Source organism: Flavobacterium sp. HJJ, assembly GCF_015351475.1.
Taxonomy (GTDB): Bacteria; Bacteroidota; Bacteroidia; order Flavobacteriales; family Flavobacteriaceae; genus Flavobacterium; species Flavobacterium marginilacus.
On sequence record NZ_JADKPR010000030.1, the window covers coordinates 19,967 to 44,243 of the forward strand.

Annotated in this window: 18 protein-coding genes; 12 read left to right on the forward strand and 6 right to left on the reverse strand. The window is 34.7% G+C overall.

Translation table 11 applies throughout. From position 1 onward, the window contains the following. Positions 1-113 precede the first annotated feature (113 nt). On the reverse strand, positions 114-1,667 hold the full coding sequence (locus tag IRZ80_RS18475; RefSeq protein WP_194643431.1) for a bifunctional response regulator/alkaline phosphatase family protein: 1,554 nt from the start codon (positions 1,665-1,667) through the stop codon (positions 114-116). 170 nt (positions 1,668-1,837) lie between these two features. Here IRZ80_RS18475 and IRZ80_RS18480 point away from each other — a divergent pair, with 170 nt between their 5' ends. After that, positions 1,838-2,692, forward strand: a complete 855-nt coding sequence (locus IRZ80_RS18480; protein WP_194643433.1) for an EamA family transporter — start codon at positions 1,838-1,840, stop codon at positions 2,690-2,692. Between the two features lie 52 nt (positions 2,693-2,744). Here IRZ80_RS18480 and IRZ80_RS18485 read toward each other — a convergent pair whose 3' ends face one another. After that, complete coding sequence (locus IRZ80_RS18485; RefSeq protein WP_194643434.1) at positions 2,745-4,073, reverse strand: serine hydrolase; 1,329 nt, start codon at positions 4,071-4,073, stop codon at positions 2,745-2,747. Between the two features lies 1 nt (position 4,074). Then, positions 4,075-4,509, reverse strand: a complete 435-nt coding sequence (locus IRZ80_RS18490; protein ID WP_194643436.1) for a MarR family winged helix-turn-helix transcriptional regulator — start codon at positions 4,507-4,509, stop codon at positions 4,075-4,077. A 288-nt stretch (positions 4,510-4,797) separates the two neighbouring features. On the opposite strand from IRZ80_RS18490, the gene fabG reads away from it, so the two are divergent. The 5 genes from fabG (at position 4,798) to IRZ80_RS18515 (ending at position 11,705) form a co-directional block, all read left to right on the forward strand. Further along, positions 4,798-5,544, forward strand: a complete 747-nt coding sequence (gene fabG / locus IRZ80_RS18495) for a 3-oxoacyl-[acyl-carrier-protein] reductase (RefSeq protein WP_194643438.1) — start codon at positions 4,798-4,800, stop codon at positions 5,542-5,544. A 78-nt stretch (positions 5,545-5,622) separates the two neighbouring features. Continuing rightward, positions 5,623-7,650, forward strand: coding sequence for a hypothetical protein (locus IRZ80_RS18500; protein ID WP_194643440.1), 2,028 nt, complete (start codon positions 5,623-5,625; stop codon positions 7,648-7,650). A gap of 71 nt (positions 7,651-7,721) precedes the next feature. Next, positions 7,722-9,410 carry a dihydroxy-acid dehydratase gene (gene ilvD, locus IRZ80_RS18505; protein ID WP_194643442.1) on the forward strand — a complete coding sequence of 563 codons (1,689 nt, stop codon included), beginning with the start codon at positions 7,722-7,724 and terminating at the stop codon, positions 9,408-9,410. 363 nt (positions 9,411-9,773) lie between these two features. Then, positions 9,774-10,670: a LysR family transcriptional regulator gene (locus tag IRZ80_RS18510; RefSeq protein WP_194643444.1), complete on the forward strand. Its 897-nt coding sequence runs from the start codon at positions 9,774-9,776 to the stop codon at positions 10,668-10,670. Positions 10,671-10,742: 72 nt separating this feature from the next. Next, positions 10,743-11,705 (forward strand): YeiH family protein, encoded by a 963-nt coding sequence (locus tag IRZ80_RS18515; RefSeq protein ID WP_194643446.1) that lies wholly within the window; start codon positions 10,743-10,745, stop codon positions 11,703-11,705. Here IRZ80_RS18515 and IRZ80_RS18520 read toward each other — a convergent pair. Next, positions 11,702-12,433 (reverse strand): YoaK family protein, encoded by a 732-nt coding sequence (locus tag IRZ80_RS18520; protein WP_194643448.1) that lies wholly within the window; start codon positions 12,431-12,433, stop codon positions 11,702-11,704. The two genes, IRZ80_RS18515 and IRZ80_RS18520, sit on opposite strands and share 4 nt — an antisense overlap. A gap of 97 nt (positions 12,434-12,530) precedes the next feature. On the opposite strand from IRZ80_RS18520, the gene IRZ80_RS18525 reads away from it, so the two are divergent. Beyond that, positions 12,531-13,532, forward strand: coding sequence for a zinc dependent phospholipase C family protein (locus tag IRZ80_RS18525; protein ID WP_194643450.1), 1,002 nt, complete (start codon positions 12,531-12,533; stop codon positions 13,530-13,532). 269 nt (positions 13,533-13,801) lie between these two features. On the opposite strand, the gene IRZ80_RS18530 is transcribed toward IRZ80_RS18525, so the two are convergent. Both IRZ80_RS18530 and IRZ80_RS18535 read right to left on the reverse strand, forming a co-directional pair. Then, complete coding sequence (locus IRZ80_RS18530) at positions 13,802-15,901, reverse strand: LTA synthase family protein (RefSeq protein WP_194643451.1); 2,100 nt, start codon at positions 15,899-15,901, stop codon at positions 13,802-13,804. Between the two features lie 53 nt (positions 15,902-15,954). Further along, positions 15,955-17,499 carry a hypothetical protein gene (locus tag IRZ80_RS18535; protein ID WP_194643453.1) on the reverse strand — a complete coding sequence of 515 codons (1,545 nt, stop codon included), beginning with the start codon at positions 17,497-17,499 and terminating at the stop codon, positions 15,955-15,957. A 154-nt stretch (positions 17,500-17,653) separates the two neighbouring features. Here IRZ80_RS18535 and IRZ80_RS18540 point away from each other — a divergent pair, with 154 nt between their 5' ends. The 5 genes from IRZ80_RS18540 (at position 17,654) to ilvN (ending at position 24,227) form a co-directional block, all read left to right on the forward strand. Next, a complete protein-coding gene (locus IRZ80_RS18540) occupies positions 17,654-18,817 on the forward strand; it encodes a 2-isopropylmalate synthase (RefSeq protein WP_194643455.1) in 1,164 nt (387 codons plus the stop codon). A gap of 35 nt (positions 18,818-18,852) precedes the next feature. Continuing rightward, positions 18,853-19,968, forward strand: coding sequence for a 3-isopropylmalate dehydrogenase (leuB, locus tag IRZ80_RS18545; RefSeq protein ID WP_194643457.1), 1,116 nt, complete (start codon positions 18,853-18,855; stop codon positions 19,966-19,968). A gap of 276 nt (positions 19,969-20,244) precedes the next feature. Then, positions 20,245-21,918, forward strand: a complete 1,674-nt coding sequence (gene ilvD / locus IRZ80_RS18550; RefSeq protein WP_194643459.1) for a dihydroxy-acid dehydratase — start codon at positions 20,245-20,247, stop codon at positions 21,916-21,918. Between the two features lie 83 nt (positions 21,919-22,001). Continuing rightward, positions 22,002-23,699, forward strand: coding sequence for a biosynthetic-type acetolactate synthase large subunit (ilvB, locus tag IRZ80_RS18555; RefSeq protein ID WP_194643461.1), 1,698 nt, complete (start codon positions 22,002-22,004; stop codon positions 23,697-23,699). Positions 23,700-23,705: 6 nt separating this feature from the next. After that, the gene (gene ilvN, locus IRZ80_RS18560) at positions 23,706-24,227 is read left to right on the forward strand and encodes an acetolactate synthase small subunit (RefSeq protein ID WP_194643463.1); all 522 of its coding nucleotides are present in this window, start codon (positions 23,706-23,708) and stop codon (positions 24,225-24,227) included. Positions 24,228-24,277 lie beyond the last annotated feature (50 nt).

Sequence of the window (24,277 nt, forward strand, 5' to 3'; positions counted from 1 at the left end):
CCTAACAGGTTTTTAAAACCTGTTAGGTCTTCTCTTAATTGATAAATTTATATTAATTGCAGTTCTCAATATTATCTTAATATTATGAAAACTGAAAATCGTTATTTTTTTCGCTATTTCGGATTAAAAACCAAGAAAGGAATAATCATTTCTTCCAGTGAGATTCCGCCGTGCTGATATGTATTTTTGTAATAACTCACATAATGATTGTAGTTGTTTACATAGGCCAAAAACAGATCATTTTTTGCAAAAATATAAGAACTGCTCATATTTATAGCAGGTAAACCGATAAGTTTTGGTTCTTTTACGGCATAAACGTCTTTTTGTTCGTAAGTCAGGCTGCGTCCTGTTTTGTAACGAAGATTTAAACTGGTGTTTTTATCACCTACTACTTTTGATGGGTTTTTTACATTGATAGTACCGTGATCGGTGGTCAGAATCAATTTGAATCCCAGTTTTTGTGCCTGCTGAATGATTTCCAGTAATGGAGAGTTTTTGAACCAGCTCAATGTAAGAGAACGGTATGCTTTGTCATCCGAAGCCAGCTCTTTTACCACATCCATTTCGGTTTTGGCGTGTGAAAGCATATCAACAAAATTATAAACCACGGTCACAAGATCGTTATCCTTCAATGATTTAAAGCTTTCGGCGAGTTTTTTTCCGCCGGTGACATTGGTGATTTTAAAATAATCTTCTTTTATGTCCAGTCTCAGACGCTTGATTTGTGCTGTTAGAAACTCGGCTTCGTATAAGTTTTTACCGCCTTCGTCAGGATCGTTTTTCCAATACTGCGGAAACTGTTTTTCCATTTCAAGCGGCAGTAATCCTGAGAAAATGGCATTTCTGGCATATTGGGTAGCAGTAGGGAGTATGGAGAAATACGGAACTTCTTTTTCGAGTTTATAATAGTTGCCAACCACGCTTTCAAAAGCTTTCCATTGATCATAACGCAGATTATCGATTACAATGAAAAGTACAGGCTTGTCTTTTTTCTGAATTTCCGGTACAACTAATTCTTTGAATAAATTATGAGACTGAACTGGTTTGTCTGCTTTTGGGGCAAACCAATCTTCGTAATTGCGCTCAATGTATTTCCCGAATTGTGAATTGGCTTCTGCTTTTTGGGATTCCAGAATTTCGATCATTCCCTGATCATTGATGTTTTCGAGTTCCAATTCCCAGAACAGCAGTTTTTTGTACAATTCCACCCAGTCTTCATAGGAATTGACCATAGCCAATTCCATCGTAATTTTTCGGAATTCTTTTTGGTAATCCAAAGTTGTTTTCTGCGAAATCAGTCTGGAATTGTCTAAGTTTTTCTTCAAACTCAGCAAAATCTGGTTTGGATTTACTGGTTTGATAAGATAGTCGGCAATTTTTGAACCAATAGCTTCTTCCATTATATGTTCTTCCTCGCTCTTGGTAATCATAATCACAGGAATTGATGATTTTTTCTCCTTCATTTCAGAAAGAGTGTCCAAACCGCTCATTCCGGGCATATTTTCATCCAGAAAAACAATGTCAAAATTGTCTTCTTCAAAAATATCTACCGCATCACGGCCGTTATTGCAGGTAGTAACGCTATAGTTTTTTTTCTCCAGAAATAATATATGTGGTTTGAGCAAATCGATTTCATCATCGACCCAAAGTATTTTTATGTTCTCCATTTCAGTTTATTTTAGTGCAATTTAGTTGTATAGAACTTAAATAATATTAAAAATAGTATAAAATTGATTAAAAACAATTGCAATAATTATGATTTGCAATTGTTGATACTTGAATTTAATGTTCATTCTAGGTTTAAACACTATTTTTGCGGAAACAAAAAACAGGAACTATGCTATTTCTTATTCTGAGTGTGATCTGCAGTGTGACAGTGGGAGCGATTTTCAAAATTGCCCGAACCTATAAAGTACCTTCAGCACAAATTGTGGCTTATAATTATGTCTTTGCTTTGGCGCTGTGTTACTTTTTCTTTAGTCCGGATTTAACTGTTTTGGATGCTTCTTCACCTTGGGAAATTCTGCTTCCGTTAGGCGTTTTGCTTCCGGTGGTGTTTCTTTTTCTTGCAGCTTCAATAAAACATATGGGAATCGTAAAGACTGATGCTGCTCAGCGGTTATCACTGATTATTTCTATTTTAGGAGCCTGGCTTTTTTTTGGCGAGCAATTCAGCGGATTCAAACTGACAGCGCTTTTGTTTGCTTTTCCAGCGATAGTGCTCATTTTGGATAAACCCGCAGATAACAAGGAAAACAAATGGATTTATCCGGCCCTTGTACTGCTTGGTTTTGGAATAATTGATATTCTGTTTAAGCAGATTGCACTCACAGCTGCACTTTCTTTTACTACTTCGTTATTTGTACTTTTCTTTATTTCACTTGTTATAATGATGCTGTTCAACGGGTATGAAATACTTTTTCAAAAAGTAAAAATAGATTTCAAAAGTGTCATTTTCGGAGGTTTAGTTGGTGTTTTCAACTTCGGAAATATTTTCTTTTATCTTAATGCCCACAAAGCATTTGCCCAAAATCCATCAACCGTTTTTGCAGGAATGAATATGGGAGTTATTGTCATTGGCAGTCTTGCAGGAATTCTTGTTTTTAAGGAAAAAGTTACTAAACGCAATATTATTGGACTGTTTCTGGCTTTACTTGCTATTGTTTTTATTGTGGCATCCCAGTTGAATTAAATAATGATTTTACTGGACTGTAGAATTAAAATGATGAATTAGGCACTATTTTTTAAGGAATATTTCTCTTCACTTTTTCTTTAACTCCTCCTTTAGTTAATAGTATAGAATTGAAAGTACCAGATTTATCCTGAATAAATTCAAATGTCCTGTCGTTATTGTCTGCTCTGAAAAATTTCGTTTTGGACTCAGGCAGTAGTTCCATTTCGGTATCGTTATAGTAAAGTTTACCGTTAATTTTTAGTATTTCAATTTTGCCATACTTGCCTGTGTATTTATCATATACTGCAGTGTCTATTTGTATTTGATGATGTTTGTATGGAAGTTCTACTTCTTTTTGCAATGCAATTGCTGAAAGTCCATAGCCAATAATATATGAAAAGGATTCGTTGTTAGAAAGTACTGTCACAAATATTTTGTCATCTGTAAATCGGTTAAAAGAAGTCATTGTGCCAAAAAAACCTCCGTCGTGAGCAATCAATTGATGTCCGTGATTGTAAAACGGATTAATTATAAAACCATATCCCCAATTTTCGTCGCTATGGGGAGTAAACATGAGATTTTTCATTTCTGCTGATAAAATTGTCGTTCCGTACAGCGCTTTGTCCCATAAAGCCAAATCTTCAACGGTGGAATAAACGCCGTCATGTCCTATGTTAACCGTCCAATTGATATAAGGATTATGAATGAAACCTTTTTCTGTTCGGCAATAAATCTTCGCTTTTTTTGAAATTATCGAATCATTATTGCTAATACCTGTATTTTTCATTCCTGCCTTTTCAAATATATTTCTCCTTAAAAAAACGGCATACTTTTCGCCTGAAACTTTTTCTATAATTTTAGCCAACAAGTAATACCCTATATTGCTGTAAGCGCTTTTAGTTCCTGGGGAAAACTCATAAGGTATTTTCTTTATTTCAGAATAGGCAGAATCAGCATTAATAGTGCTTAAGGCTAATTCTTTAAAGCCTAAAGCCAGTCCTGAAGTATGCGATAATAACATATGAATGGTAACACTGTCGGCTTTTGGATAATCGGGAAAAAACTTGCTTAGTTTATCAGCAAGGGATAATTTTTTTTGTTCTACTAGTAGAAGAATAGCTGTAGCAGTAAATTGTTTGGTTACCGAAGCCAATTGAAATTTTGTGTCTATGGTGTTTTTAATATTCCACTCATAATCAGCTAAACCGTATGCTTTTTTTAATAAAATGGTGCTGTTTTTGGACACAAGAACCGTTCCGCTAAAATTATTTACATCAACCTGCGCCTGCATATATTTTGCAAGATTAGCTGATACGTCTTTTTGTGCAAAGATTAATAGTGGGAAAAAGAAAAATAGTAGAGTTTGAGCTGATTTAAGGAATTGATTGATTTTTGCCATTTTATTTTTTACAGTTTAAGATTATTTTATGGAGTGTTTTGTCTAGTAAATCTATTTCATCTTGTGTTAAACCATCGAGAGCAGTTTCTCTGTTCTGTAGTATAATTGGTGATAATAATTCTATTGTGTTTTTTCCTTTTTCGGTGATTTCAAGGCTAAATTTTCTTCGATCTAATTCGTTGATTTTCCTAGTTATGTAATCTTTTTTTACCATCAATTCAATTATTCTGGTGACTGAAGCATTATCTTTAAAAATTAATTTTGCTAATTCTTTTTGAGAATAGTCTGGATTTTTATTTAGGATTATTAGCAATAAGCATTGATCAACAGTTATATCACTTACAATTTTTCCAATATTTCTCTGTGCTATTTTTCTATACTCTTTTATTGCTAATTCAATGGTATAAAGAACGGTTCCGGTTGGATTTTTTTTCATATAAAATTTATTTGACGCAAATATAGTTGTTGTATCAATTATATTTGTATTTATTTTATTTTTTTTTAAAATTTTAAAAAAGAGGCAGGTAAATTTAATTGAGGCTTCAGATTACCGCTTATTAATTGAAACAGCAATTTTTTGCTATCCGTAATTTATTGTTATATTTGGCCTTTGTAAACTAGCCCTGATAGCAGTAGAAATCCTTTTTGTTTTTTCTTTAAAAATAAAAAGATTGAAGCGGATAGCAGGAATAGCTCTTAATAAAAAATAAATATTAACGGAAATATGAAATTACTAGAAGGAAAAGTAGCCATTATTACTGGCGCAAGTCGTGGAATTGGAAAAGGAATTGCTGAAGTTTTTGCAAAAAACGGAGCAAATGTTGCCTTTACTTATAGTTCATCTGCAGAATCTGCACAGGCATTAGAAAACGAATTGAATGCATTGGGAATTAAAGCTAAAGGATACAAATCCAATGCTGCTGATTTTAATGAAGCGCAGACTTTTGTGGATGCTGTTTTGGCTGAATTTGGAACAGTAGATATTTTGATAAACAACGCTGGAATTACAAAAGATAATTTATTAATGCGTATGTCAGAAGCTGATTTTGATCAAGTTATCGATGTTAACTTGAAGTCAGTTTTCAATATGACAAAAGCAATTCAAAAAACGTTTTTGAAACAACGTGCAGGTTCTATCATTAATATTAGTTCGGTTGTTGGTGTTTCTGGAAATGCAGGTCAAACAAATTATGCTGCTTCAAAAGCAGGTGCTATTGGTTTTACAAAGTCTGTAGCTTTGGAGCTGGGTTCTCGTAACATTCGCTGCAATGCTATTGCTCCAGGTTTCATTGAAACTGAAATGACTGCCAAATTAAGTGAAGATGTTGTAAAAGGATGGAGAGAAGGCATTCCTTTGAAACGAGGCGGTTCTACAGAAGATGTTGCCAATGCCTGTCTGTTTTTAGCATCTGATATGAGTGCTTACATTACTGGCCAGGTACTGAATGTTTGCGGAGGTATGCTTACTTAGAAAGTTAATTGTTTTATGGTTTGTTGTTTATTGTCCTGCAATTAAAAACTATAAACAACAAACTTAAACTAAATAAATATGACAGCAAGCACGATTCTATTACTTCTACTTTCTTTATTAATAGCGGGTAGTTTGTCGTTTTTTCAATATATATACAAAGTCAAAAGCAAATCGAAAGTTGGTTTGTTTTTGGCTTTTTTGCGTTTTTTAAGTGTTTTTTTAGTTCTGCTGTTGCTGATAAATCCAATTATCACAACGAGTAAACTGGAAATTATAAAAACACCGCTGCCTATTGTGGCTGATAATTCAAGTTCTGTTTCGTTTTTAAAAGCGAACGAAAATGCTGTAGAAATTTTTAAAAAAATCACTTCGAATAAAGCGATTCAGGAAAAATTTGAGGTGCAGACGTATCTTTTTGATACTGATTTTCGGCAGTCGGACAGTCTGAATTTTAAAGGAAATCAAACCAATATAGATTTGGTTTCCAAAAACTTAAAGAGTATCTACAAAAACGCATTTTATCCAACGGTTATTATTACTGATGGAAACCAGACTTCTGGAAATGATTATGTTTACAGTTTTGGTGAAAACAATAAAGTGTATCCTGTGGTTTTGGGCGATACGACCAAAGTTCTGGATTTAAAAATCAATCAGCTGAATGTAAATAGATATGCTTTTTTGAAGAATAAATTTCCGGCAGAAGTATTTTTGCAGTATTCCGGGACTAAAAATGTGACTGCCAATTTTAGTATAAGTCAAGGAAATGAGGTACTGCATAAACAAAATATTTCTTTTTCACCATCAAAGAAAACGGCAATTGTAAATGTGCTTTTGCCTGCCGAGAAAGTAGGACTGCAGATTTATAAAGCGAAAATTGATTCTAAGGAAAGTGAAAAAAACACCTTCAATAACAGTAAAAATTTTGCTGTGGAAGTTATGGATCAAAAAACGTCTGTAGCCATTGTTTCGGTAATAAATCATCCAGATATTGGAGCTTTAAAAAGAGCAATTGAATCTAATTCACAGCACAAAGTAACTGTTGTTAAGCCAAACGAAATAAAGTCTTTACAGGATTACAATGTTTTGATTTTATATCAGCCGACTACAGCTTTTAAATCAGTTTTTGATGCTAATGAAAAAGCCCGCCTGAATACGTTTATCATAACAGGAACAGTAACAGATTTTTCATTTTTGAACCAAAGACAAAGCAATTTTGTTTTCAAAATGAGTGGTCAGTCAGAAGATTATCTGGCTGGTTTTGATTCGAAGTTCAATCTTTTTGCAGTTGATAATTTTGGTTTCGAAAGTTTTCCTCCTTTGCAGAACAGCTATGGTTCAATTAGCACAAATGGAAATGTCGATGTCTTGCTTTCTGCTAAAATTAGAAATATAGATACCAAAGCGCCTTTGCTTTCATTTACGGAAAATCAAGGCAGAAGATCTGCTTATTTATTCGGAGAAAACAGCTGGAAATGGCGTCTGCAAAGCCATGTTGATAACCAGTCTTTTGATAAATATGATGTTTTTGTCAATAAGATTATGCAGTATTTGGCTTCTACGAATGCTAAAAAATCATTGGTTGTCAATCACGAAAATTTTTACAACACTGGTGAATTTATAGAGATTACAGCTCAATATTTCAACAAGAATTATGATTTTGATGATAAAGCGAGTTTGACAATCGCTGTAACAAATGTTAAAACCAAACAGACCAAAAATTTTGATTTTTTGAAAGGAAACAATACTTTCAAAGTAAATCTTGACGGACTTGCTGCTGGCAGTTATAATTTTTCGGTACAAGAACTGAATTCAAAAGCATCATATTCAGGGCATTTTGAGATTCTGGATTTCGATATTGAAAAACAGTTTGTAAATCCGGATGTTCAGAAATTGAAGCAACTGGCTACACAAACGAAAGGGACAGCTTTTTACCCGAATCAAATCGATACATTAATTAAAACATTGCTGGAAAACGAAGAATACAAAGCGATTCAGAAAGATGTTGTGACCAAATCGCCTTTGATTGACTGGAAATGGATGCTGATTTTGATTGCTGTTTTTCTTTCAGCAGAATGGTTTGTCCGCAAGTATAACGGGATGCTGTAGTTTAAATGATTAGTCATACAATTGAAAAAATAAATTAAGTTATAATAAAAGAATTTTAGGAGAGTATAATTATGAGAAGTGATGAAGTAAAAAAAGGAAACCAAAGAACCCCGCATAGATCATTGTTTAGAGCAACTGGATTGGTTGATGAAGATTTTGATAAACCGTTTATTGGCGTTGCAAATTCCTATATTGAGATTATTCCGGGGCACTTTTTTCTGGACAGGGTATCAAGAATTATAAAAGAAGAAATTAAAGCAAACGGCTGTGTTCCTTTTGAATTTAATACAATCGGTGTCGATGACGGAATTGCGATGGGACATGACGGAATGCTTTTTTCATTGCCTTCACGTGAGCTTATTGCAAGCTCTATCGAAACCGTTATGAATGCACATAAATTGGATGCTATGATTGCAATTCCAAACTGTGATAAAATTGTTCCGGGTATGATAATGGGGGCTTTAAGAGTCGATGTTCCGACAATTTTTGTGAGCGGAGGACCAATGAAAAAAGGACATACCAAAGACGGTGTGCCGATTGATTTAGCTACTGCTTTTGAAGCTGTTGGAAAGCACGAAGCAGGAGAAATGACCGATGAAGAATTGAAAGATATTGAGTGTAATGCCTGTCCTAGCGGCGGAAGCTGTTCGGGTATGTTTACAGCAAACTCAATGAATACGCTTATGGAAGCTATGGGAATTGCGCTTCCTGGAAACGGAACGATTCTGGCATTAACAAAGGAGCGTGAAGAACTTTACAGAAGTGCTGCCAGAAGAATTTGTGAAATTGCAAAAGATGAGGCACAAACTAAGAAGTTCAGACTTAGAAATATTCTTAATGAAAATGCTGTAAGAAACGCATTTGCGGTAGATATGGCGATGGGAGGAAGTTCCAATACGGTTTTGCACATGCTGGCAATTGCCAATGAGGCCGATGTTAATTTTAACCTTGGGGATATCAACAGCATCTCCAAAAGAGTTTCGCATATTGCCAAAATTTCTCCAAGTTTGTCAACCGTTCACATGGAAGACATCAACAGAGCCGGCGGTGTTAATGCCGTTATGAAAGAAATGACAAAACGCGGCGATGATATTTTATTGGATAACCTTACAATTACAGGCGAAACGGTACTAGAAAAAATCAAAGACGCATATATCAAAGACACCAATATCATTCACACCATTGATAACCCGTATTCAAATGTGGGCGGTCTTGCAATTTTATATGGTAATCTTGCAGAACAGGGTGCTGTTATTAAAACTGCCGGAATTACGGGCGATAGAGTTTTCACCGGTACTGCCGTATGTTTCGACGGACAGCAGCAAGCGATTGACGGAATTTTAGGCGGTAAAGTAAGAGCTGGAAACGTTGTTGTTATTCGATATGAAGGGCCAAAAGGAGGTCCGGGAATGCAGGAAATGCTCGCGCCGACTTCATTGATTATGGGGATGGGACTAGGAGCCAAAGTTGCTTTAATTACCGATGGAAGATTCAGCGGTGCAACAAGAGGAGCAAGTATCGGGCACGTAAGCCCAGAGGCAGCCGAAGGCGGTATGATTGGATTGTTGAAAGATGGTGATGAGATTCATATTGATGTTGACCAATACATTTTGTCTGTGAATTTAACAGATGAAGAAATTGCCAAAAGAAAAGCGGTATTTGTTCCTTTGAAAAAAGAATTAACCTCAAGATGGTTAGGACAGTACAGAAGTTTGGTTACTAATGCCAGCAGCGGCGCGGTTTTAAAAACTGATTTGTAATAAAACAGATTGCGATCTCCTAACAGGTTTTCAAAACCTGTTAGGTATTATTCAAAGATTATCAATTTAGATTCTTTTTTGGAGCAGAAAGATTAGGCATTTTCAGTAAATATGGGCCCGCTTTCCGTTGCAATCTTGTATGCCGAACCCCGGCATACAAGGATTTTCACTGCAATCGGGGCTAAAGGGAGAGAATTGGAATTTTTGTCACTATAAATAATTTAAAAATCGGTGTCAATCAGTTTAATCTGTACAATCTGTGGCCTATTCTTCCAGAGCGGATAAGATAGCAACAAGTATATTAAAATATTAAGTTTGATATGGCTATCAGCTAATCGCTATCAGCTAATAAATAATACAATAATGGATTTCAGACTAAAAGTTTTTTTCACTGTAGCAACCCGATTGAGTTTTACTAAAGCGGCTTCGGAATTATTTATCACGCAGCCAGCCATTTCCAAGCACATTCAGGAATTGGAGGAAGAATACAAAACCAAGCTTTTTGAAAGAAACGGTTCGAAGATTGCATTGACAAATGCCGGTGAAACTTTATTGAAGCATACCAAAAATATCTTTGAAATTTACAGGGAAATCGATTTTGATTTAAGCACTTTTAGTAATGAGCGAAAAGGTCTGCTGCGTTTAGGTGCCAGCACAACAATTGCACAATACATTATTTCGCCGCTTTTGGCCCGTTTTCACCAAAAACTCGAAGCAGTCAAAGTAAATTTGCTTAACGGAAACACAGAGCAAATTGAAAACGCTCTGCTGAACAAAGAAATTGAAATAGGAATTGTAGAAGGGCAGTCCAAGAATCCGTCCATAAAATACACGCAGTTCATTAGAGATGAGCTGGTTTTGGTTTGTAATTCCAATAATCCGCTGGTTAAGAGAAAGGAAATTGCTCCATCTGATCTTAAATCGCTGCGTTTTCTTGTCCGGGAGCAAGGTTCTGGAACACTTGAAGTTATTGAATATGCTTTAAAACCTTTCAATATAAAAATTGATCAGCTGCAGATCGAAATGCAGTTAGGAAGTACCGAAAGTATAAAATCGTATCTGCTGAATTCAGATTGTGTTGCTTTTATGTCAATACATGCTGTGTCTAAGGAGTTAAAAAATAAAGAATTGCAAGTAATTGATATTGATGGTCTGACGATTGAACGTTATTTTTATATCATTACGTTACAGGGAAAATCAGATTCTCTTTCTGAATTATTAATAAAAAACATTTCGAGTTATTATAATCTAAAGTTATAGTGGATTATTTTTAACGATTGGTGTTCCCGCTTTTTTATAGAGACCTTTGTTTTGTTAAAAAAGCGACATAGAATGAAAACCGAAAGCTTTAATGCCCCAATTTTATTAAAAATCAGTCCGACAGTACAGCAGATTATTTTTGTTTTGCTGTTAATTCTTTGCTTGTTTCCAATTATTTCTCCTCCGATAGCTTTGCTGCTAGGTTTAATTGCAGCTAATCTTTCCGGACATCCTTTTTTGCATTTAAATCATAAGGCAACGACTATATTATTGCAGGTTTCAGTAGTGGGACTGGGATTTGGTATGAATATTAACAGTGCAGCCGCAGCAGGAAGAGAAGGTTTTTTTTTTACGGTTGGCTCTATTGCAGCAACTATCGTTTTAGGAACTTTACTGGGTAAATGGTTTAGAATAGAGAAGAAAACGGCTCATCTTATTTCCTGCGGAACTGCCATCTGCGGCGGAAGCGCCATTGCTGCAATCGCTCCAGTTATAAAATCAGATGATAAGCAGACATCAGTTGCGTTGGGAGTGATTTTTATTCTGAATTCTATTGCGTTGTTTGCATTTCCAGTAATTGGACATTGGCTGCAAATGTCACAGAACGATTTTGGTTTGTGGTGCGCAATTGCGATTCATGATACGAGTTCTGTGGTTGGTGCTGCAAATAAATACGGAGCGGAAGCTCTACAGGCAGCCACAACAGTAAAATTAGCCAGAGCTTTGTGGATTATTCCAGTTACTTTGATAACCGCATTTGTTTTTAAAAATAAGACCCGCAAAGTGAAAATTCCATATTTTATTGGATTGTTTATTTTGGCAATGGTTTGCAATACTTATTTTTCTCCAGTTGCGAATGCTGCTCCACATTTGGTTTCGGCTGCCAAAACAGGACTTGTTGTTACCCTGTTTTTGATAGGAGCGGGCTTGAATCGCTCCGTCTTGAAATCGGTAGGATTGATGCCTTTACTTCAGGGAGTATTACTTTGGATAAGCATTGCTGTTGGAACTTTATTAGTGATTTTGTATTTCTAAAACGGATTTTTCTTTCGTTTAATCGCAATAAAATGCAATCGGATGTAATCGTAATAAAGGGCGATCAATAGAAAAGCTGCTGCGGTTAATAATGTTTTTAGAGCCAAATATCCGTAAATAAAACCGCCAGAGAAACACCCCAGAAAGAAAAAAGAAATAATAGACAGTCTTAAATAAATGCTGGTTTTTAAGGCTTTTCGCTCTTCTGGTTTTTTGTAAAAAAACAGTTGAGACAGCTCAATGCCTAAATCTGTAAAGAGTCCAGTTAAATGCGTTGTTCTTACGGTTGATTTTGAAATTTTGGTGACTAATGCATTTTGAATTCCCATTGCAAAAAGCAGACCAAAAGCAATCCATTTTTCATCAAGTAAATTCAAATCAGTTCTAATTTCTAAAAGCCCCAAGGTGACCAAAATAATAAATTCGATAGCTATTGCTGGAAGATGGGAAAGATTCTGCTTTTTTTCGGAAACCAATTCGGCCAAAAAATTAGATGTAAAAGCTCCCGCTAAAAAGAACAGCGTATAAATTAAAAACACAATAGCAGCTTGATAATCTTTTTTAGTAACTTCTTCTGCAAAATAGGCAAAATGTCCCGTGACGTTTGTTGTCAGCGTCTTTACAGCTAAAACTCCAGTTACATTAACAATACCAGCTATGAAAGATAATAGTATGGCAAGACGTAAATTATGCTTTGAAGTTCTGTTTTTGCCTTGATGTTTAAACATTTTAATTTATTTTTCTTTGGCTTAACATAAAATTAAACACAAAATGCTTAATTTATGTTTAAAAAAAATACTTTTGTATTTCAATTAAATAAATATAATGAAAAAATTTAAATTAAAACAAAGAGTTCTTACTTTCTCAGCAATCGGTCTTGCTTTTGTCAGTTTATCTTGGGGTATTTTTGGTCACGAACATATTAATAACGCTGCGGTTATGGCTTTGCCAAAACCAATGCAGACATTTTTTTACAATCATATTGATTTTATAACTCAGGAATCAACTGTGCCGGATTTACGCAAATATACGCTTCGTGATAAAGCAGAAGGGCCACGTCATTATATGGATATGGAGAATTTTGGATCTATGGATTCTATTCCGCATTCATTTGAAGACGCTAAGAAAAAATACAGTGAGAAGTTTTTGAATGATAATGGTTTTGTAGGATGGTATATTCAGGAAATGATGACCAAGCTGACCAAAGCTATGAAAGACAAAAGAAAGACTGAGATTTTGTTTATAGCTGGCGATTTGGCTCATTATATTGGCGATGCTAACATGCCTTTGCATACTTCTGCGAATCATGATGGACAGCTTACCAATCAAAAAGGAATTCACTCTATGTTTGAATCCCGTATGCCGGAAATGTTTGGTAAAGATTATAATTTTTATACAGGCGAAGCTAAATATATTGATAATATTGAAAAAGCGACTTGGGACATGATAAATGATTCGCATAGTCAAGTTGAACCACTTTTGCTGATCGATAGAACACTTCGCGCAAGCTTTGCACCTGACAAGGTATTTGACAAAGATGAAAAAGGAAATCCTGCAAAAAATAAGTATGGCGATTTAATATATTCAAAAGAATATGTAACGCAGCTTCATACAGCTTTGAATGGGATGGTTGAAAAGCAAATGCGCAAAGCAATTGTTTCTACAGCTAATTTTTGGTACACAGCCTGGGTTAATGCAGGAAAACCAAATCTTGAAGAGCTGGATTCTAAAGAATTGACAGAGCGCAATAAAAAGAATCTGAAAAGTGATTTAAAGCTTTGGAAAACCGGTAAACTTTTTGGTTTGGAAAGTGAGAATGATTTTTAAGCCGAATTAAGAAACACAAAAAAGCCTGTAATCTCAATATTTACAGGCTTTTTTGTGTTTTTAAATTTGATGATTTATTGGTCTCAAATAGAGTTTAAAACTATTCACTTTCAGTGCATCTCGCTTTAGCTTCTAAAAAAGTTTTTGCCACAGATTACAGATTTTAAAATCATTTTTTATCTGTAATCTGTGGCAAAATTTCATTAATTTTCATAATACAAACTTGAGACTTTCAGTCTGAAATCTATGGACTTTCAGTCCATAGTGGTTTAGTTCAGCTTTTGATAGTTCTTTTTCTTCAAAATATCCGAAGCTGTCTGATAGTATGAAATCGTTTCGTTTACAAGATCAGTTCGTTCTGTTTTCAAAGGAACCTGATCGTAATAAATCTGGAACTCAGGAGCTGTTTTTTGATCTGGTTTTAATGTCAGTTGAAACTGTTTTACCGCTTGTTTCGGAGAAATAATGGTTAAAACATTATCTTTTATTAATCCTAAATCCTGATACGTTGCAATTAAGGCTCTTGGTTTATAATCGGGTTTTAAAACGTCCTGACCGTAAAATTTACTTTGGTAATTAAAATGCAGTAAACCGAAAAGTGTAGGCATAACATCGATCTGCGACATCAAATTGGTATATTTTTGTGGCTGAATAAATCCTGGGCTGTAAATCATTGCTGGAATTCTGTATTTATCAGCAGGAAGTTCAGTCTTTCCTGCACTTGATGCACAGTGATCAGCAAGAATTACAAATACCGTATTTTTGAACCAAGGCTGTCTGCTCGCCATCTCAAAGAATTTTCTCAAAGCATAATCGGTATATTTTACACCTCCGTCACGGGATTTTGCATCTCCCGGAATGTCAATTTTGCCATTTGGATACGTGAATGGACGGTGATTGCTCACAGTCATCCAATGATTAAAGAAAGGTTTACCTTCTTTAGCTTCGGTATTCATTGTTTTTATGGCTTTATTAGCCATATCTTCGTCACAAACTCCCCAAATGTTAGCAAAAGTAATTTCTTCTGGGGTGAATGTTTTTTTATCTATAATGTCATAACCATTTCCGGTAAAAAAGTCTTCCATATTATCAAAAAAAGCATCACCTCCGTAAAGGTATTTTACGTTATATCCTTTTTGTTTAAAAATAGAACCCGTAGAAAATTTGTCTTTATTATCTTTTCTTTTGACTACACTTTCGCCGGCAGTAGGAGGAAAACATAAAGTTACCGCTTCAAGACCGCGGACAGTTCTGTTCCCCACTGCATATAAATTAGTAAATAGTAAACTTTTTGATGCTAAATCATCTAAGAAAGGAGTGATATTTTGATCGTTACCGTATGCTTTCATAAAATCGGCGCTGTAACTTTCTATAGTGATTAAAACTACATTTTTTGGAGTTTCGGCAGCATCACTTTTAATTGTTCGTAAAGTAGTTTCACCCGAAATGGACGGAATTTGTCTTCCTAACAAAGCAAAAGCTTCTTTCTCTGGCAGCGTTTTGTAGAATTTAAAATAATCCAATTCACTGTTCATGAACGCCAAATAGAAACGATACATTCCATTTGCCTGCAGTTCATTGGTAAAAACATTTTGAGAGTTTTCTTTTTTGGCTAACGAAGGAACTGCAAATAAAGCCAAAGCAAACAAGGCAAGATAAATTGCAGATACTTTTAATTTATCGGTAAAAGATGGAATTTCGTCAATATAATTTCTGGTTCTTTTGACAATAAAATAAGTCACAATTCCAGCGATTAAAAACAATCCTGAAAACAGAGGAATCACTGGATACGATTCCATAATATTTCCGATTACTTCATTGGTGTAAACCAAATAATTTACAGCGATGAAATTGTATTTAACCCCAAATTCATTCCAGAAAAAGTATTCACTGATGCCATTTTGAAGAATAAGCACAACGTATAAAAACATTACAAATGAGAACAGCCAAAATCTAATTTTATCTCGGTGTTTTGGTAAAAATAGAAGAAGTCCAAATAACAGTGTTTTAAGACCAACGAAAATCATTCCGATTTTTGGCAGAGCACCGCCATATTCATTCAGAATTGTTTTTCCTGAGGCGATATAAAGCAGCAGTGCAATGAAAATTCCAAAAATAATATAACCCCAAGGTTTATAATATTTGGAATTGGAGATAAAAATAAGGTACAGCCATAAAAAAGCAGAAGCTATAACAAACACAAATGCATCTGAAATCAAGCCAATGAAGAAAATTTTCATGGTATCCAGAAAAACAAAATTAGTCTGCGTTATAGGATGAAATATCAAGACAATGCGCAAAACAAAACTTACTGCGATGTAGAAAAGCGCAAGATTATAAAAAGGAGAAAACTTTTTTAGAAAATTCATATGATGTTTTTTTTGTAAAAATAAGGATTTTATTTTTTGATGATTTTGCTTCTTTACCTGTTGCTCAGCTTTGCTTTTTCTTTTATGATGTCGCTTATTTTACGGTTCTCAATTTTGCTTTCCAGCCAAGAAATAATATCAAGGTAAAGGAAAGCACGTTTTTCATAAGTGCTTTTTTCTAATTCAATAAAGCGTTCCCTCATTTTGATGAACTCTTTCTTAATGTCACTTGGATATAAGTTGCTTAAGTTTTTCAGGAAACGTATAATCTCTTTTTGCACCTCATGTAAATCGTTCATTTTGATTAAAAATTTATAAGTACTTAACAGCTGACTTTCTAAATTAAAATCTTTACCTGATTCATAATGAGCGATTAAACACAATAAACGCGCGAAGCATGCTAAATCTTCCCGAACATACAGATTTTTGTTATTGATGATTTTCTCTAAATACACAATACATTCCTGGTACTTTTCATTTCCAAAATAAATACTGGCAATTTTGTAATAGAACATCATTTCGTGATGCTCGTCTAAATGCTCATTGTGTATTTTAATTTTTTTCAGAATTTCAGGAATGAGATATTCGCTTTCGGCAAAAGTTCCTTCCAGTATATGATAGTTTAATTTGTTGTTATAAATATATAGGAATGAAAGTGAAGCAATATTGTCATTGACAGGGAATCGCGGATCACTGATGGTTTCTTCCAAAAGATTTAAATATTTTTTAAAATTGGTTTTGTATTTTAGCATGAATAATGATTCAAGCAGATAGTGATTTCCTTTTAGAAAAAAAACCGGATTTAGGAAAATCATATTTTTGTTGTCATAAAATAGAGTCACCCATTTAGTAGCAAACTTATAACAGGAAAGGAAATCCTGCACCAAGAAACTTCTCCACAGATTGGCATTGTAGAACCAGTATTTTTCTCTAAAACCAAATTTTGACTGATCCAAACGCGCAATGTGCTTAACAAAATAATCATCTATGTACTTGTATTCGGCATCGCTTTTTACATATCCTGTTTTAAGCATTGTCCCGTATAGCTGAAGCGACAAATTGGATAATTTGCTCGAAATAGTATTGCGGTAATTCAATTCTTTGGCTTGTATAACCAGTTCGTCAGCCCGTCCTTGAATACTTCTGGTGATGTATTGTGATTCGATCAGCTTTTCAAATTCAACAATTTCAAAAGCCATGTATTTTTCATCATTTTCGATAGCCTGCTGTTTGGTTTTATCCAATATTTTTAAACTTTGCTTGTAAAGTCCTTTATTATATAGGATTACTGCAAAGTCAATCTGTTCGCGAAGCTGATAACGGATGTTTTGACTGGGAATATTTAAGCGAATGCTCACCAAAATTTGTTTGTACAGGTACGATTTGAGGTTCGACAGCTGTACTTTTTTAATCAAGCCATTCTTTAATATCAGTTTTTCATCATATGTTTCCGATTTGTCCAGAATATTAAATAATTCGATAAACTTAGTGTTTGAACTTGTCTCTAAGCGGCTGGCAAAAATTTTAAATTGTCTTTTTTCAGATTTGGAAAGGGATTTTATTAATACAAATAAAAAATCTTTTTGATGGTTAGCCATTGTATTATAAAAGTGTTTAACTTGTTGATTATCAGATTAATGATTTGTTATTTTTTGCGTTACAAATAGTATATTTACTTAAAAGTAGGTTTAGTTTTGAGTAAATGAAAACTATTTTTGTTTTAAGATGTGAAATTACATTAAATAAATTAAAATGAATAGAGAGAAAGTCCAAATTTTTGATACCACTTTAAGAGACGGTGAACAGGTCCCAGGATGTAAATTAGACACCAATCAAAAACTCGTTATAGCCAACCGCCTTGACGAAATGGGAGTAGACATCATAGAAGCTGGTTTTCCTGTTTCTAGTCCAGGTGATTTTTTATCTGTTTCAGAGATATGTAAAATTGTAAAAAACGCAACTGTCTGTGGTCTTACCAGAGCAGTAGAAAATGATATTGATGTAGCGGCTCAGGCTTTAAAACATGCAGTTAGACCTAGAATCCATACAGGAATAGGAACTTCTGATTCACATATTATCCATAAACTGCAGACTACGCCAGAGGATGTGATTGCCAGAGCAAAACACGCTGTTGCCCACGCAAAAAAGTATGTTGAAGATGTAGAGTTTTATGCAGAAGATGCAGGTAGAACTGATAATGCATTTTTGGCTAAAGTTTGTGAAGAAGTAATCAAATCTGGAGCTACAGTTCTTAATATCCCGGATACTACAGGATATTGTCTGCCAGAAGAGTACGGTGCAAAAATAAAATACCTTAAAGAAAATGTAAAAGGAATTGATAATGTTACTATTTCTTGTCATTGTCATAATGATTTGGGAATGGCAACTGCAAATTCTATTGCAGGAGCTGTAAATGGTGCCCGCCAAATTGAGTGTACTATTAACGGAATAGGGGAGAGAGCTGGAAATACAGCACTTGAAGAAGTGGTTATGATTTTTAAACAGCATCCTTATTTGAATTTATATACAGATATTGACAGTAAGCAACTGAACGAAATGAGCCGATTGGTTTCTGAAAGTATGGGGATGATCGTTCAGCCGAATAAAGCAATCGTTGGAGCTAATGCTTTTGCTCACAGTTCTGGGATTCATCAGGACGGTGTGATTAAAAATAGAGCCACTTATGAAATCATGGATCCATTGGATGTTGGTGTCAATGAGTCGTCTATTATTCTTACTGCAAGAAGCGGAAGAGCAGCTTTGGCATACAGAGCTAAAAAAGTTGGTTATGAGCTTACAAAAACACAATTAGATATCGTATATATTGAGTTTTTAAAATTTGCTGATATTAAAAAAGAAGTATTGGATAGTGATATTCATCAGATTATTGAAGCCAGCAATATATATGTTAATTAAATTTTAGCAGAAATAATACTTAAAAATAAATAATTATGAACTTAAAAATAGCAGTACTTTCAGGTGATGGTGTCGGTCCAGAGGTTATCTTACAAGCTAAGAAAGCGCTTTATGCTATAAGTGTTGCCTATGATCATGAATTTATTTTTGAAGATGCTTTAATTGGCGCTGTTGCTATAGAAAAGACCAGAAATCCTTTGCCTGAGCAGACTTTAAATCTTTGTCTGAACACAGATGCGGTATTGTTCGGTGCTATTGGAAATCCTAAATATGATAACAATCCCGAAGCTAAAGTACGTCCGGAGCAGGGATTATTGAAGTTAAGACAGGAATTGGGGCTTTTTGCAAATATTCGGCCTATAAGACCGTTTAAAAATCTTCTGGATGCTTCTCCAATAAAAAAAGAAGTAATCGAAAACGTTGATTTTGTGATTTACAGAGAATTAACGGGTGGATCGTATTATGGCGATAAAGTCATAAATGACGAAGGAACTTTTGCTTCTGATATATGTGAGTACTCAGAAAATGAAATTAACCGCATTACACACCAGGCTTTTAAAGCGGCTCAGAGCAGAAGAAAAAAAGTAACATTAGTTGATAAGGCTAATGTGCTGGAAACATCTAGATTGTGGAGAAAATTAGTTAAAGAAATTGCTAAGCAGTATCCAGATGTAAAATTAGAATGTCAATACATTGATAATGTTGCGATGCAGATTATTACTGATCCTAAACAATATGACGTAATCTTAACAGAAAATTTATTTGGTGATATATTATCAGATGAAGCTTGTGCGATTATGGGATCTATAGGTTTGATGGCATCTGCATCAGTTGGAGAAAGCAAAGCTCTTTTTGAACCAATACACGGTTCTTACCCGCAGGCAAAAGGGAAAAATATTGCTAACCCGATTGCTTCAATTTTATCTGCTGCAATGCTGTTAGAACATTTTGGTCTGCAGAAAGAAGCGAGAAAAGTTTACGAAGCTGTTGAAAAAGCTATTGAATATAAAGTAGTTACTATTGATCTGAATCCAGATTCAAGATTTGGTACTAATGATGTTGGAGATTTTATTTCAAATGTCATATTAAGTAAAGATGATTTATATTTTAAAAATGATAATGTTCAAATAGGACAGTCAACTATCGTTTAATTAATAAAAATCATAAAAGGTTGCGTTTTATCACTAATTGCTGTTAGTTTGTTGGTAAAAAAGTTTTTTATTTTGGAATTGTTTTGTACTTTTGCAAAGTCAAAAAAACAAAAATGAAACACATTATCAACGTCCTTTTAGTATTAAGTGTCATTGTGATTATCACATATGAAAAGGGATTGGTATAGATATATATGTAAAAATATGTGAAGCCTCCCAAATAATTTTGGGAGGCTTTTTTTTAAATAAAAAATTAAATACACTAATTAATACAGAATGGAATTAAATAAATACAGCAAGACAATTACGCAAGATGTAACGCAGCCAGCGGCTCAGGCTATGCTGTACGGAATCGGCTTGACTGAGGAGGATTTGAAAAAGGCACAAGTTGGAATTGTAAGTATGGGATATGAAGGAAATACTTGTAATATGCACTTGAATGATTTGGCTAAAGATGTAAAGAAAGGAGTCTGGGATGCTGATCTTGTTGGATTGATATTTAATACTGTAGGTGTAAGTGATGGAATTTCAAATGGAACTGAAGGAATGCGCTATTCATTGGTTTCCCGTGATGTAATTGCCGATTCTATTGAAACGGTTATGGGAGCGCAATGGTATGATAGTTTGATTGCTATTCCTGGCTGTGACAAAAATATGCCTGGTGCCTTAATTGCTATGGGAAGAGTAAATCGCCCAGCTCTTATGGTTTATGGAGGTACTATTCATTCTGGAAAGTGGAAAGGAGAAAGTTTAAATATTGTTTCTGCTTTTGAGGCATTAGGAAAAAAGTTCCAAAATACAATTTCAGACGAAGATTTTACTGGAGTGATTAAAAATTCCTGTCCTGGTCCTGGGGCCTGTGGGGGAATGTATACTGCTAATACCATGTCTTCAGCTATTGAAGCTTTGGGAATGAGTCTGCCATACAGTTCGTCAAACCCTGCCTTGAGCGAAGAAAAAAGAAAAGAATGTGATGATGCTGGAAAAGCCATCCGAATATTGCTGGAAAAAGATATCAAGCCTAGAGATATTATGACTCGTAAGGCTTTTGAAAATGCGATTACAATTGTTGCCGTTCTTGGAGGTTCAACGAATGCGGTTATGCATTTGATTGCTATGGCTCATTCAGTAGATATTGAAATCACATTAGATGATTTTCAGGCAATAAATGATAGAACACCCGTACTTGCTGACTTGAAACCAAGCGGTAAATATATGATGGAGGATCTGCATGCTGTTGGTGGTGTTCCAGCTGTAATGAAATATTTACTGAAAGTTGGTCTCATTCATGGCGATTGCTTAACTGTGACTGGAAAAACAATTGCTGAAAACTTAGCTAACGTTCCTGATCTGCAAGATGGGCAAGAGGTAGTATTTGAAATTCAAAAAGCATTAAAATCTACTGGAAATATCCAAGTTTTATACGGTAATCTTGCAGAAGAAGGTGCTGTTGCTAAAATTAGCGGAAAAGAAGGAGAATATTTTGAAGGTATAGCTGTCGTTTTCGAAAGTGAATTCGAAGTGATTCCAGGTATAGAAAAAGGATTAGTAAAACCTGGTAATGTAGTCGTCATTAGGTATTGTGGACCAAAAGGTGGTCCAGGGATGCCTGAAATGCTAAAACCTACATCAGCCATTATTGGCGCCGGTTTAGGCAGCAGTGTTGCTTTAATTACAGATGGCAGATTCTCTGGAGGTTCACATGGATTCGTGGTTGGCCACGTTACACCAGAGGCTTATGATGGCGGAGGAATTGCGTTAGTTAAAAATGGTGATGTAATTACTATTGATGCAGTTAAGAATACCATCGATTTAAAAATTAGTGAAGAAGAATTTGCAGAAAGACGTGCCAATTGGGTGCAGCCACCTTTAAAAGCAACTAAAGGTGTTCTTTTAAAATATGCAAGATCTGTGTCAAGCGCATCAACAGGATGTGTTACCGATAAATAATAAAAATCCACTTTGGTGGTAATAAAACAGAGACAAAAAAGGCTATAGCAAACAGAAATTGCAAAAAGCTAAAAAAATATAAAATGGAAAATAATAAAATATCAGGGGCAGAAGCCGTTATTAGATGTTTATTGGCAGAAGGTGTAGACTTGGTTTACGGTTATCCGGGCGGAGCAATTATGCCGGTTTATGATGAATTATATAAATTTCAAGATCAATTGCATCATGTTTTGGTGCGTCACGAACAAGGTGCAGCTCACGCAGCACAAGGTTTTGCAAGAGCTACAGGTAAAGTTGGGGTTGCAATTGCTACCTCAGGACCAGGAGCAACAAATTTAGTAACTGGTATAGCAGATGCTCAAATCGATTCAACGCCTTTAGTTTGTATTACAGGGCAGGTTGGAAAACATTTGCTTGGTTCTGATGCTTTTCAGGAAACTGACATTATCGGAATTTCAACTCCGGTAACAAAATGGAATTACCAGATTACAGAAGCTCATGAAATTCCAGAAATTATTGCCAAGGCGTTTTATATTGCTAAATCTGGCCGTCCAGGTCCAGTTTTAATTGATATTACTAAAAATGCCCAGTTTGATGAATTAGATTTTAGTTATGAAAAATGTACTGGAATTAGAAGTTATCATCCAAAACCTGTATTAGATCTTAAAAAAGTACAAGATGCTGCAGATTTGATTAATAATGCCAAAAAGCCATACATTATTTTTGGTCAGGGGATTATACTAAGTCAGGCAGAAGAACAATTGAAAAGATTAGTAGAAAAATCTGGAATTCCTGCTGCTTGGACTATTTTAGGTCTTTCAGCATTGCCTACGGATCATCGCTTAAATGTAGGTATGGTAGGTATGCACGGTAATTACGGTCCAAATCTTTTGACTAATGAATGTGATGTACTGATTGCTTTAGGTATGCGTTTTGATGACAGGGTTACAGGGAATTTGGCAACTTATGCTAAACAAGCCAAAGTAATTCATTTCGAAATTGATCCTGCAGAAGTGGATAAAAACGTAAAAACAGATATTGCTATTTTGGGCGATGTTAAAGAAGCATTGACAGCTTTGATTCCATTAATTGACAAGAAAGTACATGATTCTTGGCATAATGAGTTCAAAGATAAATACAAAATTGAATTAGATGCCGTTATAAAAGAAGAGCTTTCTCCATCAAATGGAAAAGGAATTTCAATGGGCGAAACCATGGAAATGATTAATAAGCATTCAAAAGGTGATGCAATTATTGTTTCAGATGTTGGTCAGCATCAAATGTTTGCCTGCCGTTATGCTAAATTCAATTCAACCAAAAGTAATGTTACTTCTGGAGGTTTAGGAACAATGGGGTTTGCTTTGCCAGCCGCTATCGGTGCCAAAATGGGAAGACCAGACCGTGAAGTTGTAGCTATTATTGGAGACGGCGGTTTTCAAATGAACATTCAGGAGTTAGGAACTATCTTTCAATCACAGGTTCCAGTAAAAATAGTAGTGCTGAACAATGAGTTTTTAGGAATGGTACGTCAATGGCAGGAATTGTTTTTTGATAATCGTTATGCTTCAACTAAAATGATTAATCCAAATTTCATTGCCATCGCTGAAGGATATCATATTAAATCTAAAAAAGTAACTCAAAGACAAGATTTGGATGCAGCCGTTGCAGAAATGATGGCTTCAAAAGACTCTTATTTCTTAGAAGTTATGGTAGAGAAAGAAAATAATGTATTCCCAATGATTCCGACAGGAGCTTCGGTTTCTGACATGAGATTAAGCTAAAAAATTATGGAAAATAAAATGTTCACCATTTCTGTTTACTCAGAAAATAACGTTGGCTTATTAAACAGGATATCGGGTATATTCTTGAAACGCCATATAAATATATTAAGCCTTAATGTTTCTGAATCTGAAATTGAAAATGTTTCAAGATTTGTGATAGTTGTAAATACCACTGAAAAGTGGGTACAAAACATCGTAGGCCAAATAGAGAGACAAATTGAGGTTATTAAAGCTTTCTATCATGTTGATGAAGAGACTATCTTTTTGGAAAGCGCCATCTTCAAGATTGCGTCTAGTCTGCTTTTTGACGAAAGACAGATTCAGAATATCATAAAAGACAGTAAATCTGAAATTGTTACGGTATCTAGAGAGTTTTTTGTGATTTCAAAATCTGGAAAAAGATCTGAAATTGAGGAATTATACGCAAAACTGAAACCTTATGGAATCATGCAGTTTGTTCGTTCAGGAAGAATATCTATTTCGAAAGAAAAAATGGAAATTTCAGCAATACTGGAAGCATTTAAATAAAAATAAAATCAATCTGCAATTGGATAAGAGGAATGCAGATTACAATTTTC

Coding starts and splice junctions, on each gene's coding strand:
- IRZ80_RS18515 (WP_194643446.1), top strand. CDS start 10,743: ATGAAAACCGAAAGCTTTAATGCCCCAATTTTATTAAAAATCAGTCCG.
- IRZ80_RS18525 (WP_194643450.1), top strand. CDS start 12,531: ATGAAAAAATTTAAATTAAAACAAAGAGTTCTTACTTTCTCAGCAATC.
- IRZ80_RS18540 (WP_194643455.1), top strand. CDS start 17,654: ATGAATAGAGAGAAAGTCCAAATTTTTGATACCACTTTAAGAGACGGT.
- ilvB (WP_194643461.1), top strand. CDS start 22,002: ATGGAAAATAATAAAATATCAGGGGCAGAAGCCGTTATTAGATGTTTA.
- ilvN (WP_194643463.1), top strand. CDS start 23,706: ATGGAAAATAAAATGTTCACCATTTCTGTTTACTCAGAAAATAACGTT.
- IRZ80_RS18480 (WP_194643433.1), top strand. CDS start 1,838: ATGCTATTTCTTATTCTGAGTGTGATCTGCAGTGTGACAGTGGGAGCG.
- leuB (WP_194643457.1), top strand. CDS start 18,853: ATGAACTTAAAAATAGCAGTACTTTCAGGTGATGGTGTCGGTCCAGAG.
- ilvD (WP_194643442.1), top strand. CDS start 7,722: ATGAGAAGTGATGAAGTAAAAAAAGGAAACCAAAGAACCCCGCATAGA.
- IRZ80_RS18520 (WP_194643448.1), bottom strand. CDS start 12,433: ATGTTTAAACATCAAGGCAAAAACAGAACTTCAAAGCATAATTTACGT.
- IRZ80_RS18485 (WP_194643434.1), bottom strand. CDS start 4,073: ATGGCAAAAATCAATCAATTCCTTAAATCAGCTCAAACTCTACTATTT.
- IRZ80_RS18510 (WP_194643444.1), top strand. CDS start 9,774: ATGGATTTCAGACTAAAAGTTTTTTTCACTGTAGCAACCCGATTGAGT.
- fabG (WP_194643438.1), top strand. CDS start 4,798: ATGAAATTACTAGAAGGAAAAGTAGCCATTATTACTGGCGCAAGTCGT.
- IRZ80_RS18535 (WP_194643453.1), bottom strand. CDS start 17,499: ATGGCTAACCATCAAAAAGATTTTTTATTTGTATTAATAAAATCCCTT.
- ilvD (WP_194643459.1), top strand. CDS start 20,245: ATGGAATTAAATAAATACAGCAAGACAATTACGCAAGATGTAACGCAG.
- IRZ80_RS18475 (WP_194643431.1), bottom strand. CDS start 1,667: ATGGAGAACATAAAAATACTTTGGGTCGATGATGAAATCGATTTGCTC.
- IRZ80_RS18490 (WP_194643436.1), bottom strand. CDS start 4,509: ATGAAAAAAAATCCAACCGGAACCGTTCTTTATACCATTGAATTAGCA.
- IRZ80_RS18530 (WP_194643451.1), bottom strand. CDS start 15,901: ATGAATTTTCTAAAAAAGTTTTCTCCTTTTTATAATCTTGCGCTTTTC.
- IRZ80_RS18500 (WP_194643440.1), top strand. CDS start 5,623: ATGACAGCAAGCACGATTCTATTACTTCTACTTTCTTTATTAATAGCG.